This window comes from Noviherbaspirillum sp. ST9 (assembly GCF_048799745.1).
In the GTDB taxonomy this organism is placed as follows: Bacteria; Pseudomonadota; Gammaproteobacteria; order Burkholderiales; family Burkholderiaceae_D; genus Noviherbaspirillum.
The window spans coordinates 344220-356678 of record NZ_JBLWFR010000007.1; the positions used below are offsets into that span (position 1 = coordinate 344220).

At 60.3% G+C, this 12459-nt stretch carries 12 protein-coding genes; 7 read left to right on the forward strand and 5 right to left on the reverse strand.

All coding sequences use genetic code 11. The annotated features are described in order from the left end of the window. Positions 1-83: 83 nt before the first annotated feature. The 7 genes from aroQ to ACNOHI_RS18280 all read left to right on the forward strand — a co-directional run bounded on the left by aroQ (position 84) and on the right by ACNOHI_RS18280 (position 6111). The gene (aroQ, locus tag ACNOHI_RS18250; RefSeq protein WP_420476102.1) at positions 84-521 is read left to right on the forward strand and encodes a type II 3-dehydroquinate dehydratase; all 438 of its coding nucleotides are present in this window, start codon (positions 84-86) and stop codon (positions 519-521) included. 90 nt (positions 522-611) lie between these two features. After that, positions 612-1085 carry an acetyl-CoA carboxylase biotin carboxyl carrier protein gene (accB, locus tag ACNOHI_RS18255; RefSeq protein ID WP_420476103.1) on the forward strand — a complete coding sequence of 158 codons (474 nt, stop codon included), beginning with the start codon at positions 612-614 and terminating at the stop codon, positions 1083-1085. Between the two features lie 83 nt (positions 1086-1168). After that, a complete protein-coding gene (accC, locus tag ACNOHI_RS18260) occupies positions 1169-2548 on the forward strand; it encodes an acetyl-CoA carboxylase biotin carboxylase subunit (RefSeq protein ID WP_420476104.1) in 1380 nt (459 codons plus the stop codon). A gap of 13 nt (positions 2549-2561) precedes the next feature. Continuing rightward, positions 2562-3470, forward strand: a complete 909-nt coding sequence (gene prmA, locus ACNOHI_RS18265; protein WP_420476105.1) for a 50S ribosomal protein L11 methyltransferase — start codon at positions 2562-2564, stop codon at positions 3468-3470. A gap of 6 nt (positions 3471-3476) precedes the next feature. After that, complete coding sequence (locus ACNOHI_RS18270; RefSeq protein WP_420476106.1) at positions 3477-4613, forward strand: DUF3426 domain-containing protein; 1137 nt, start codon at positions 3477-3479, stop codon at positions 4611-4613. 76 nt (positions 4614-4689) lie between these two features. Further along, positions 4690-5622, forward strand: a complete 933-nt coding sequence (locus ACNOHI_RS18275) for a carbohydrate kinase family protein (protein ID WP_420476107.1) — start codon at positions 4690-4692, stop codon at positions 5620-5622. 36 nt (positions 5623-5658) lie between these two features. Continuing rightward, complete coding sequence (locus ACNOHI_RS18280; protein ID WP_420476108.1) at positions 5659-6111, forward strand: glycine zipper 2TM domain-containing protein; 453 nt, start codon at positions 5659-5661, stop codon at positions 6109-6111. 38 nt (positions 6112-6149) lie between these two features. On the opposite strand, the gene ACNOHI_RS18285 is transcribed toward ACNOHI_RS18280, so the two are convergent. The 5 genes from ACNOHI_RS18285 to ACNOHI_RS18305 form a co-directional block, all read right to left on the reverse strand. Further along, positions 6150-6458, reverse strand: a complete 309-nt coding sequence (locus ACNOHI_RS18285) for a DUF167 domain-containing protein (RefSeq protein ID WP_420476109.1) — start codon at positions 6456-6458, stop codon at positions 6150-6152. Beyond that, the gene (locus ACNOHI_RS18290) at positions 6455-6997 is read right to left on the reverse strand and encodes a YggT family protein (protein WP_420476110.1); all 543 of its coding nucleotides are present in this window, start codon (positions 6995-6997) and stop codon (positions 6455-6457) included. The genes ACNOHI_RS18285 and ACNOHI_RS18290 overlap by 4 nt, the downstream gene beginning before the upstream one ends. 99 nt (positions 6998-7096) lie before the next feature. Continuing rightward, positions 7097-7741, reverse strand: a complete 645-nt coding sequence (locus ACNOHI_RS18295; RefSeq protein WP_420476111.1) for a histone H1-like DNA-binding protein — start codon at positions 7739-7741, stop codon at positions 7097-7099. A gap of 527 nt (positions 7742-8268) precedes the next feature. Continuing rightward, on the reverse strand, positions 8269-9453 hold the full coding sequence (locus tag ACNOHI_RS18300) for a ribonucleotide-diphosphate reductase subunit beta (RefSeq protein WP_420476112.1): 1185 nt from the start codon (positions 9451-9453) through the stop codon (positions 8269-8271). A 94-nt stretch (positions 9454-9547) separates the two neighbouring features. Continuing rightward, a complete protein-coding gene (locus ACNOHI_RS18305) occupies positions 9548-12457 on the reverse strand; it encodes a ribonucleoside-diphosphate reductase subunit alpha (protein WP_420476113.1) in 2910 nt (969 codons plus the stop codon). Between the last annotated feature and the right edge of the window lie 2 nt (positions 12458-12459).

Here is a 12459-nt window from a genome sequence, read left to right on the forward strand (position 1 = left end):
TCGCGAAGGCATCTTTTTTCCTTGCCAGCGCGCATCATTTGGCGGCAAAATGCGGCATCCTCGTCAAACGGAGTTGTAACTCCATGGCAAAAAAACTTCTTCTGGTCAATGGCCCGAACCTGAACTTGCTGGGCACACGTGAACCGGAGGTGTACGGCTCGACGACGCTGGGTGATGTCGAACAGGCTGCGAACGCGCAAGCGACCGCAGCCGGCGCGACCATCGCCTGCTTCCAGAGCAACCATGAAGGCGCACTGATCGACCGTATCCACGCCGCGAAGGCCGAAGGCGTGGATGCGATCGTCATCAACCCGGGCGGACTGACCCATACCAGCGTCGCCCTGCGCGATGCCCTGGCCGGTGTCGCCATTCCGTTTGTCGAAGTACATATCTCCAATGTCCACAAGCGCGAGAGCTTCCGGCATCACTCCTATCTGTCCGCAATTGCGGTTGGCGTGATCTGCGGGCTGGGCGTCGACGGATACCATAGCGCGATCGAGTTCGCACTCAAAAAGCTGTAATTTTCAGTAATTTTCAATATCTCGCCTGCAATCAACTTATAATTGTGGCGATTCCAATTGTAATAAGTACACAAAACTGAGGGATTTCATATGGATCTACGAAAACTCAAGACGCTGATCGACCTCGTCGCCGAATCAGACATCGCCGAGCTGGAAGTCACCGAAGGCGAAAGCAAAGTCCGTATCGTCAAATCCTCGGGCGCACCGCAGAACCAAGTGGTGATGATGCAGCCGCAGTCCATGCCGCACACGGTGTCCGCCCCTGCCGCCGCACCCGTCGCCGCCGCTCCGGCCGCAGCGCCTGTCGCAGCCGCGCCGTCCGAACCCGAAGGCCACATCGTGAAGTCGCCGATGGTGGGCACCTTCTACCGCTCTTCCTCCCCGGGCAATCCGCCGTTCGTCGAAGTCGGCGCCACGGTCAAGGAAGGCGACACCCTGTGCATCATCGAAGCGATGAAGCTTCTCAATGAAATCGACGCCGACGCCTCCGGCGTGATTAAGCAAATCCTGGTGGAGAACGGCCAGCCCGTCGAATTCGGCCAGCCGCTGTTTGTGATCGGTTAAGAGGTGCGCATGCGGCCTCTCTATATATAGAAGCCGCGCACTTCCCCTCCTTCCAAAAAACGACACAAGCAAGACACCCCGCCATGTTCGAAAAAATTCTCATCGCCAATCGCGGCGAAATCGCCCTGCGCATCCAGCGCGCGTGCCGTGAAATGGGCATCAAAACCGTGGTCGTCCACTCCGAGGCCGACCGCGAAGCCAAGTACGTGAAGCTCGCCGACGAATCCGTCTGCATCGGCCCCGCGCCGTCGTCGATGAGCTACCTGAATATGCCGGCGATCATCAGCGCGGCAGAAGTGACCGACGCGGAAGCCATCCACCCCGGCTACGGCTTCCTCTCCGAGAACGCCGACTTCGCCGAGCGCGTCGAGAAATCCGGCTTCGTCTTCATTGGCCCGCGTCCCGAATCGATCCGCATGATGGGTGACAAGGTGTCGGCCAAGCACGCGATGATCAAGGCTGGCGTGCCCTGCGTGCCCGGCTCGGAAGGCGCGCTGCCGGAAGACCCGAAGGAAATCATCCGTATCGCTCGCAAGATCGGCTACCCGGTCATCATCAAGGCAGCAGGCGGCGGCGGCGGACGCGGCATGCGCGTCGTGCATACCGAAGCCGCGCTGCTCAACGCCGTCACCATGACCAAGTCGGAAGCCGGTGCTGCCTTCGGTAATCCGGAAGTCTATATGGAGAAGTACCTGGAGAATCCGCGCCACGTGGAAATCCAGATTCTCGCCGATGAATTCAAGAACGCCGTCTGGCTGGGCGAGCGCGACTGCTCGATGCAACGCCGCCACCAGAAAGTGATCGAAGAAGCGCCGGCGCCGGGCATTCCGCGCAAGCTGATCGAACGCATCGGCGACCGCTGCGCCGAAGCCTGCCGCAAGATCGGCTACCGCGGCGCAGGCACGTTCGAATTCCTGTATGAGAACGGCGAGTTTTACTTCATCGAGATGAACACCCGTATTCAGGTGGAGCATCCGGTGACCGAAATGATTACCGGCGTCGACCTTGTGCAGGAGCAGATTCGTATCGCGGCTGGTGAGAAGCTACGTTTCCGCCAGCGCGACATAGAACTGTCGGGCCACGCGATCGAATGCCGCATCAACGCCGAAGACCCGTTCAAGTTCACCCCGTCACCGGGCAGGATCGTTGCATGGCATGCTCCGGGCGGTCCCGGAATCCGCGTCGATTCGCATGCCTACGCCGGCTACTTCGTTCCGCCGACCTACGACTCCATGGTCGGCAAGGTGATCTCGTACGGCGCCACGCGCGAACAGGCGATTCGCCGCATGCAGATCGCGCTGTCGGAGATGGTGGTCGAAGGCATCCAGACCAACATCCCCCTGCACCGTGAACTGATGGTAGATGCGCGCTTTATCGAAGGCGGCACCAACATCCATTACCTCGAGCAGAAACTGGCAGACAAGCCCGACCTCCCCAAGGGCAACGGCAAGTCCTCCAAGTAAACAAGGCATCATTATGAGCTGGACCGAAATCGTCATTGAAGTTGCACGCGACCACGCGGAGGCATTGTCCGATGCGTTGATGGATGTAGGCGCGCTGTCGGTTTCGGTCGAAGATGCCGACGAAGGCACCGATGCGGAAAAGCCGATGTTCGGCGAGCCCGGCATGGAGCCGACGGAAGCGGCATGGGACCATAGCCGCGTCGTGGCACTGGCCGACGAAAGCGCGGACTTCGCGGCAATCGTCGCTGCCGCCGCGGCGGAATGCGGTATTGACGTCCCGCCGTACAGCTTGCGCGCCGTCGCCGAGCAGGATTGGGTACGCCTGACGCAGTCCCAGTTCGAGCCGATTCATATCGGCAAGAACATCTGGGTCGTGCCTAGCTGGCACGATGCGCCAGATCCGAATGCACTGGTCCTCGAACTCGATCCTGGCCTGGCCTTCGGCACCGGCAGCCATCCAACCACCCGCTTGTGCATGGAATGGCTGGAAGCGCATGCCGCGCAAGGCTTGTCGGTGCTCGACTACGGCTGCGGCTCCGGCATCCTCGCCATGGTCGCGAAGAAGCTGGGGGGCAATCTCGTCTGCGGCGTCGACATTGATCCGCAAGCAATCGAATCGGCGCGCTTCAACAGCGAACGCAACCGCTGCGAAATCGACTATTATCTTCCGGAAGAATTCTCCACCGCGGCCCAACAGAAGACCTACGATATCGTGGTTGCCAACATTCTCTCCAGCCCGCTGAAACTGATGGCGCCGATGCTGTCGTCCCGCGTCGCGCCGGGCGGTCGTCTGGTTCTCTCGGGCGTCCTTGAACGTCAGGCCGACGAGGTCGCCGCGGCCTATGCTCCCTTCATCAAGCTGTCCGTGTGGGCCGAGCGCGAAGGCTGGGTTGCCCTCTCGGGGCAGTCCGCCGCCAACTAAGCAGCAATGGCGCTTGCTACCCAGTGCCCGCATTGCCAAACGACATTCCGGGTCGCGCATGACCAGTTGAAACTGCGGGCCGGCCTCGTCCGCTGCGGGGCCTGCAAGCAGATCTTCAACGGCATCGAAAACCTGCTTCGTCCGGAAGAGCTGGAGCAGGCTGTCAGCCGTCCGGCACCCGACGTCGCCCGCCCTTCAGCCCCGGAACCGATAGCCGAACCGACTCCGCCTGTGCAGGAGAAAACTGCGCCGAGCGTGGATTTTGACCTCGGCGACACGGAGCCGGAGATGGAAACGCCCGCTCCGCCGAAGGTATTTCCGGACTCATCCGACACCACTTTGGCTGAAGCAGAGAAGGAAGAATTCGAAACATCGACTCCTGCAGATGCGCCGCAGAAGGATGATCCTCTGCTTCGCATGACGCTGATGGATTTTGCCCATGAGCGCCGCGAGCCCGTCATCGAAGCGCCACCGGACGAACCCACCGCAGGCGAAGAAGAAGACCCGATCGAACAGGCAATCGACGACCTCGAAAGCAAACCCTGGCGCAAAGAGCAGGATGCATCCGACTTGGCCGAGGGCGATGCGCTCGACCAGGCGGAAGCCGCGGAATACGAGGAACCAAGCTTCGTCAAGCAGGGCCGGCGCAAGGAACGCATCGGTCAGGCACTGCATGTGTTCATGGCCATCGGATCGATCGTGCTGTTCATCGGACTGATTGCGCAAGGCGGATACGTCTTTCGCGACCAGATTGCCGCATGGTTCCCATCAACCAAGCAGGCACTGATGAATGCCTGTTCCAAGCTGGGCTGCCAGGTCGGCCTGCCCGCGCAAATCGAATCCGTGTCCATCGAGTCCAGCGAACTGCAATCACTGGCCCCCGACACCAACACCTTCTCCCTCACCGTCCTGCTGCGCAATCATGGCGCGACGCCGCAAGCCTGGCCGAACATCGAGCTGACGCTCAACGACAATAACGAGAAACCGCTTGCGCGGCGCGTATTCGTTCCGCGCGAATATTTGTCTGAGCCGGCAGACTTGAAAAAGGGATTCAATCCGCGCTCCGAGCAGGCGGTCAAAGTGCATTTTGAATTGGCGCAACTCAAGGCGTCGGGTTATCGGGTTTATCTGTTTTATCCGTAACAAACTTTGAGGAAATCCCTGAGCGGAATCGCTGCGAGTCCGGCTACAATCACCCATCTTTCTTTGGCAGGCAACCATGACATCCTTAATTTGCGGCTCGCTCGCTTTCGACTCCATCATGATGTTCGGCGGGCGCTTTTCCGAGGCCCTGCTGGCTGACCAGCTGCACAAGATCAACGTCGCCTTCCTCGTGCCGGAACTGCGCCGCGAGTTCGGCGGCTGTGCGGGCAATATCGCCTACAACCTGAAGTTGCTCGACGGCGATCCGCTGATCATGGCGACCATCGGACAAGACGGCGCCCCCTATCTAGAGCGCCTCGACCGGCTGCAGATCTCGCGTCGCTGCGTGCGCACTATCGACAGCAGCTATACCGCCCAGGCATTCATCACCACGGACGCCAACGGCAACCAGATCACCGCTTTCCACCCCGGCGCAATGACGATGTCGCACCAGAACAAGGTGGCGGACGCCGGAACCGTGAAGCTCGCCATCGTCGCCCCGGACGGTCGCGACGGAATGCAGCAGCACTCGGTCGACTGCGTGGACCTCAACATTCCCTTCATCTTCGACCCGGGCCAAGGCTTGCCGATGTTCAACGGTGCCGAACTGGAACACTTCATTGAACTGGCCACCTATGTCGCGGTCAATGATTATGAAGCGGAACTCTTGACCGAACGCACCGGCCTGACGCTCGACCAGATCGCCAAGCGCGTATCCGCACTCGTTGTCACGCGTGGGGAACAGGGTGCAGAGATCTTCACCGACGGCCAGCGGATCAACATCCCGTGCGTGCAGGCCGACCAGGTGGTCGATCCGACGGGGTGCGGCGATGCATTCCGCGCCGGCTTGTTGTATGGGATCACGAATGGCATGGACTGGGTGACCACGGGTCGATTGGCCAGCTTGATGGGTTCGATCAAGATCGCATCCCAGGGCGGCCAGAATCACAAGCCGAGCCGGCAGGAGATCGAAGACCGCTTCCAGAAGGCATTCGGATACCGGTTCTGACATCCGCGGAGCCCGGCGTGATCGACGGGAGGTTGCATGCGTGTTCGTGTATCGAAACTTGTTCTTGCAATGACCATGGTCCTGCTTGCCGCCTGCTCCTCCAATCCCCCGGCCCCGGTCATGTCTACCAAAGGCAGCACGATCGTCGAGACCGGTCGTGTGACGGACGTACGTGACGTCACTATTCGCGGTGGCCGTCCTTCCGGCGTAGGCTCATTCATCGGCACCATCATTGGCGGCGTTGCGGGAAGCAAGATCGGAAGCGGCACGGGCAGCACCGTCGCAGGTATTGGCGGCGCTGTCGCCGGCGGAGTGGCGGGCCAGCGTGTGGAAGAAGCGGGCAAAAGCAATGCGTCCACTGAGCTCATCGTCGAGCTCGATAGCGGCGAGCGTCGTACCTTCAGGGTCAATCCGGGTGAACCCTATCGCATCGGCGATGCGATCAGGATTACGACGGTCAATGGTGTGTCCACTGTCGCCCGCTATTAAATCCGGTCTGACAGTACCGCTCGGACACCTGATTCAAATCAGCCGGCCTCACCCAGCAGCACTTTCCTGACGCGTTCTACAGTCAAGGACGAAGCGCTCACTTCAATCACTTTCCGTTTATTGGTATGACCGTGGGTGATCGCCACGGCACTCTTCGGCACCGACAGCATGTCGGCGAGGAAGCGAACCAGCGCTTCATTGGCCTTGCCTTCGATCGGCTGCGCCTGCAGCCGGATCTTCAGCACATCGTCCAGTACGCCGATGACTTCACTCTTCTTGGCATTGGGCGTGATCTGCACAGAAATCCGGATTCCTCCCTGCGCTTCCGAACACCAGTCGCGCGTCATGCGAGCGACATGACCAACTGGGTCACGAGCATCAGGCCAATGCGCAGCAGGATGAACAGGACAAGGGGAGAAAGATCGATGTTGCCGATCAGCGGGACGATGCGACGCAAAGGACGGAGTAGCGGCTCGTTCAGTGCGCGGATGAAGGGGGCTAGCGGCGCATGCGGGTTTACCCAGCTGAAGACGACCTCAATGAGGAGCAGGCCCATGAAGCCATAGAACACCCACTCGAAGAAACGCATCAGCGACAACAGCACCAGAAATTGCGGATGGAAGCGCGACGCGACGGCGAGGTCGATCGCCACGGCGATCACGATCACGACAAGAGCGGCAATCAGGCTGGCCCAGTCGTATCCGCCAACGCCCGGAAGCATGCGACGCAACGGCCGTACGAGCCAGTCGGTCAACTGGAACGTAAATTGTCCGAGCGCGGCCGGTGGCCGGACCCGCACCACCTGCATCCAGAAACGCAGGAGCAGCACGCCGCCCAATACGGCCGCGACGGTATCGACAATCAACGTGAGGATGCTGTTCAGCACTATCTGATCTCCAAAAATAAAAAGCCCGTCGTGCGGCAAGCGCCACACCACGGGCATTTTGCCTGAACTTAATCAGGCATCCAAGCAAGCTCGTCGCGATTACGGACGGGTGCCGGTCGGGAACGGCCAGGCCGCTGCCGGATTCAGCACAGTCTTCACAGCGGGAGCAGCAGCGGCTGCTGCAGCGGCAGGCTTGGCTGCCGGCTTCTTGGCAGCTGCCTTCTTGGGAGCAGCGGCCTTCTTCGGAGCTGCAGCCTTCTTGGGGGCAGCGGCTTTTTTCGCAGCAGGCTTGGCAGCGGCCTTCTTCGGCGCAGCAGCTTTCTTGGCTGCCGGCTTCTTGGCGGCGGCCTTCTTCGGCGCTGCAGCTTTCTTTGCTGCCGGCTTCTTGGCGGCTGCCTTCTTCGGTGCTGCTGCTTTCTTCGCTACCGGCTTCTTGGCGGCTGCCTTCTTCGGTGCTGCTGCTTTCTTCGCTACCGGCTTCTTGGCTGCTGCCTTCTTCGGTGCTGCTGCTTTCTTTGCTACCGGCTTCTTGGCGGCTGCTGCCTTCTTCGGTGCTGCTGCTTTCTTCGCTACCGGCTTCTTGGCGGCTGCTGCCTTCTTTGCTACCGGCTTCTTGGCGGTTGCGGCCTTCTTCGCTACCGGCTTCTTGGCTGCTGCTGCCTTCTTCGGAGCTGCTGCCTTCTTGGCGGCCGGCTTCTTCGCCGCGGCTGCTTTCTTAGCAGCGGGTTTCTTTGCTGTTGCCATTTGTTTCTCCTTCACGTGATGAGAAAGTTCAAACTACGAGGTTGGAAACCCGCATCGACCATCGCGATGATCCACGCGGATTATTCATCGGCACAAGCAAACTGCTGTTTGCGCTAATGAATTCGGCACCAGCTGAACTGCTGCATCACCTCAGACATGCAGCACTTCAGCCTCAATCGACTACGCCCTCTCTTCTTGAAATCACTGCCGCGCGTCGGCAGTGAAGGAGGTCATGGCCGCGCGCTCAAACGGCGCTGCGAACCGCGAAGCCAAAAAAAACGCCGGCAGCAAAGCCGGCGTGGGAATACAGTTTCTGAAAACCCAACAGGTTTTTCAAAGAAAAAGCCGCCTTGCCCGACAAAGTCGAGCACAGCGGCTGAATCACAGAAGATCGAATCGTTCGTCTACTGTCCATTAAGTTCGGTTGTAGCCTCTCGGTTTTGCAGTCTCTTTCCCGCTTTACCGATGGCGAGTCGACTGCTGTCTCTCCATCCGCTCGAAGCTATCGACACGGGATCGTTTCTTGTTCATTCCCAGCTCAGTGCACCACCGGTCTGGTATTCGATCACTCGAGTCTCGAAGAAGTTGCGCTCCTTCTTCAGATCGATCATCTCGCTCATCCACGGGAAGGGATTTTCTTCCTGCGGGAACAGCGGATCGAGTCCGATCTGCTGTGCGCGACGATTCGCGATGAATCGCAAGTACCCTTTGAACATCGGTGCATTCAATCCGAGTACTCCACGCGGCATTGTATCCTCTGCGTAGCGATATTCCAACTCTACTGCACGCAAAAACAACGCTTTGATCTCTTCGCGGAACTCACCAGTCCACAAGTGCGGGTTCTCGAGCTTGATCGTGTTGATGAGATCGATCCCGAAATTGCAGTGCATCGACTCGTCGCGCAGGATGTATTGATACTGCTCTGCTGCTCCCATCATCTTGTTCTGACGACCGAGCGCGAGGATCTGCGTGAAGCCGACATAGAAGAACAATCCTTCCATCAGGCATGCAAATACGATGAGTGAACGCAGCAGAGTCTGGTCCGCTTCGACGGTGCCAGTCTTGAATTCGGGATTGGTCAGCACGTCGATGAACGGGATCAGGAACTCGTCCTTGTCGCGGATCGATGCGACCTCATGGTACGCATTGAAGATCTCGCCTTCGTCGAGGCCGAGCGACTCAACGATGTACTGATACGCGTGCGTGTGAATTGCTTCCTCGAATGCCTGGCGCAAAAGATATTGGCGGCACTCGGGTGCGGTGATGTGGCGGTAGGTGCCGAGCACGATGTTGTTGGCGGCGAGCGAGTCGGCGGTGACGAAGAAGCCGAGGTTGCGCTTGATGACGCGGCGCTCGTCTTCGGTCAGGCCGTTCGGGTTCTTCCACAGCTCGATGTCGCGCTGCATGTTGATTTCCTGCGGCATCCAGTGGTTCGCGCAGCCGGCGAGGTACTTGTCCCATGCCCACTTGTACTTGAACGGGACGAGCTGGTTGACGTCGGTCTGGCCGTTGATGATGCGTTTGTCGGCGGCGTTCACGCGGCGCGTTGCGTCGCTGGCGGCGTGCGGCTTGGCGACCAGGGCCGGGTTCAGTGCGATGTCGGATTGGCTGGAGCGCAGAACCGAGGGCGTCACGGCGGCGAGCGCCGGCTGCGGTTGCGGAGCTTGAGCGGGTTTTGCGACCGGGGTTGCTTCGTCATCCCAACTTAGCATGGCTGTTCTTCCTTACAGAGGTATTGTAGTTGTCGTTGCGTGATGTTCAAGGAAACGGCGCGGCGAGGATGCCGCGCCGTTCACATGCAGCGTGTTACTGGCAGGCTTCGCACTCTTCGAATCCGGCGTCACCGGGGCGCAGCGTGCAGACCGGGCCGGCCACTTCGGTCGGGATCGACATGCCGGCAGCGGCAGCATCGGCCGTTGCGCTGCCCATGTTGGCGGACACCGCGTTGAGCGCGCCGGCCTTGGAGGTCGACTTCTCGGCATGGGTGGCGCCGATCGTGCGCAGGTAGTAAGTGGTCTTCAGGCCGCGCAGCCAGGCGAGCTTGTAGGTCTCGTCGAGCTTCTTGCCGGAAGCGCCCGCCATATAAATATTGAGCGATTGCGCCTGGTCAATCCACTTCTGGCGGCGCGAGGCGGCTTCGACCAGCCACTTCGGATCGACTTCGAACGCGGTGGCGTAGATATCGCGCAGGTCTTGCGGGATGCGGTCGATCTTGGCCAGGCTGCCGTCGAAGTACTTCAGATCGGCAACCATCACTTCGTCCCACAAGCCGCGCGCCTTGAGGTCGCGCACCAGGTTCTCGTTGATCTCGGTAAATTCGCCCGACAGGTTCGACTTCACATACAGGTTCTGATAGGTCGGCTCGATGCAGGCGGAGACGTCGATGATGTTGGAGATCGTCGCCGTCGGCGCGATCGCCACGCAGTTCGAGTTGCGCATGCCGTGGGTCTTGATGCGGTCGCGCAGCGCGGTCCAGTCCATCGATTCGGAGGTGTCGACTTCCAGGTAACCGCCGCGTTCTTCGGCCAGCAGCTTGAGGGAATCCTGCGGGAGGATGCCGCGATCCCACAGCGAACCGCGGTAGGAGCTGTAGCGGCCGCGCTCTTCCGCCAGTTCGGTCGATGCCCAGTAGGCGTAATAGCAGACGGCTTCCATCGAACGGTCGGCGAACTCGACGGCTTCCATCGACGCGTACGGTACGCGCATCATGTGCAGGCAGTCCTGGAATCCCATGATGCCCATGCCGACCGGACGGTGGCGCAGGTTGGAGTCGCGCGCTTTCTTGACGGCGTAATAGTTAATATCAATCACGTTGTCCAACATGCGCATCGCGGTGCGGATGGTTTTTTGCAGCTTGGCGTGGTCGAGCTTGCCGTCCTTCATGTGGGCAGGCAGGTTGACGGAGCCGAGGTTGCAGACCGCGATTTCGGAATCGTTGGTGTTCAGCGTGATCTCGGTGCACAGGTTGGAACTGTGGACGACGCCGACATGCTGCTGCGGGGAACGGATGTTGCACGGATCCTTGAAGGTGATCCACGGATGGCCGGTCTCGAACAGCATGGACAGCATCTTGCGCCACAGGTCCATGGCCTGGATCTTCTTGAACAGCTTCAGCTCGCCGCGGGCCGCCTTGGCTTCGTAGCCCAGGTAGGCTTCCTCGAAGGCGCGGCCGAACTTGTCGTGCAGGTCCGGGACGTCGGACGGCGAGAACAGGGTCCACTCGCCCTTTTCCATCACGCGCTTCATGAACAGGTCGGGAATCCAGTTCGCGGTGTTCATGTCATGGGTACGGCGGCGGTCGTCGCCGGTGTTCTTGCGCAGGTCGAGGAATTCCTCGATGTCCATGTGCCAGGTTTCCAGGTAGGCACAGACGGCGCCCTTGCGCTTGCCGCCCTGGTTCACCGCGACTGCGGTGTCGTTCACCACTTTCAGGAACGGGACCACGCCCTGGGACTTGCCGTTGGTGCCTTTAATATGGGCACCGAGTGCGCGCACCGGGGTCCAGTCGTTGCCGAGGCCGCCGGCGAACTTGGCCAGCAAGGCGTTCTCTTTAATAGCCTCATAGATGCCATCCAGGTCGTCCGACACGGTGGTCAGGTAACAGGAGGACAGCTGCGAACGCTGGGTGCCGGAGTTGAACAGCGTCGGCGTCGAGCTCATGAAATCGAAGGACGACAGCAGGTTGTAGAACTCGATGGCGCGTGCTTCGCGGTCGATTTCGTTGAGCGCCAGGCCCATGGCGACGCGCATGTAGAACGCCTGCGGCATCTCGATGCGGGTGCCCTGGATGTGCAGGAAGTAGCGGTCGTACAGGGTCTGCAGGCCGAGGTAGCCGAACTGCAGGTCGCGTTCCGGCTGGATGGCGTCGGCCAGTTTCTTCAGGTCGAACTGGGACAGTTTGTCGTCGAGCAGGTCGGCGGCGATGCCCTTCTTGATGAATTTCGGGAAGTAATCAATATAGTGTTGCTGCGCGTCGGCCTGCGCAACTTCCTGGCCGAAGACTTCCTTGCGGATGGTGTGCATCAGGAGGCGTGCGGTGACCTTGCTGTAGGCCGGGTCCTTTTCCATCAGCGCGCGCGCAGCCAGGATGGCGGACTTGTGCAGCTCTTCGACGGGCACGCCGTCGTACAGGTTCTTGACGGTCTCGGCCAGGATCGCTTCGGCGTCGACGTGTTTTTCGAGGCCGACGCAGGCGGAGGTGATCAGGCTGCGGACCTGGTTCAGGTCGAGCGGACGGCTCTGGCCGTTTTCGGTGACGTGCAGTTGCGGCGCATCGACGGCCTTGACGGATTGCTGTTGCGCACGTTCTTCCATGCGTTTGGCGCGATAGAGCACGTAGGCGCGGGCGACGTCGTGTTCGCCGGAACGCATCAGGGCCAGTTCGACCTGGTCCTGGACGTCTTCAATATGGAAGGTGCCGCCGGCGGGCTGACGGCGCACCAGCGCGGCGACCACGCCGGAGGTAAGCTGCTCGACCAGCTCGCGCACTCGCGCGGAGGCGGCACCCTGGCCGCCGTTCACTGCGAGGAATGCCTTGGTCATGGCGATCGAGATCTTCGACGGCTCGAAGCCGACGACCGCGCCATTGCGGCGGATGATCTTGTAGTCGCCGAGGCTGACCGAAAGGGTTGCCAGAGCTTCGGTCGTCGCTGCTTGCGGCGTGACCAGACCGAACTCGGTGGGGGACTTCATGGAAATTTCCTGGGACGTGTGCATCT

Bases quoted from the DNA above. Each gene is read 5' to 3' on its own strand.
- aroQ (WP_420476102.1), top strand. From the start codon at position 84: ATGGCAAAAAAACTTCTTCTGGTCAATGGCCCGAACCTGAACTTGCTG.
- accB (WP_420476103.1), top strand. From the start codon at position 612: ATGGATCTACGAAAACTCAAGACGCTGATCGACCTCGTCGCCGAATCA.
- accC (WP_420476104.1), top strand. From the start codon at position 1,169: ATGTTCGAAAAAATTCTCATCGCCAATCGCGGCGAAATCGCCCTGCGC.
- prmA (WP_420476105.1), top strand. From the start codon at position 2,562: ATGAGCTGGACCGAAATCGTCATTGAAGTTGCACGCGACCACGCGGAG.
- ACNOHI_RS18270 (WP_420476106.1), top strand. From the start codon at position 3,477: ATGGCGCTTGCTACCCAGTGCCCGCATTGCCAAACGACATTCCGGGTC.
- ACNOHI_RS18275 (WP_420476107.1), top strand. From the start codon at position 4,690: ATGACATCCTTAATTTGCGGCTCGCTCGCTTTCGACTCCATCATGATG.
- ACNOHI_RS18280 (WP_420476108.1), top strand. From the start codon at position 5,659: ATGCGTGTTCGTGTATCGAAACTTGTTCTTGCAATGACCATGGTCCTG.
- ACNOHI_RS18285 (WP_420476109.1), bottom strand. From the start codon at position 6,458: ATGACGCGCGACTGGTGTTCGGAAGCGCAGGGAGGAATCCGGATTTCT.
- ACNOHI_RS18295 (WP_420476111.1), bottom strand. From the start codon at position 7,741: ATGGCAACAGCAAAGAAACCCGCTGCTAAGAAAGCAGCCGCGGCGAAG.
- ACNOHI_RS18300 (WP_420476112.1), bottom strand. From the start codon at position 9,453: ATGCTAAGTTGGGATGACGAAGCAACCCCGGTCGCAAAACCCGCTCAA.
- ACNOHI_RS18305 (WP_420476113.1), bottom strand. From the start codon at position 12,457: ATGCACACGTCCCAGGAAATTTCCATGAAGTCCCCCACCGAGTTCGGT.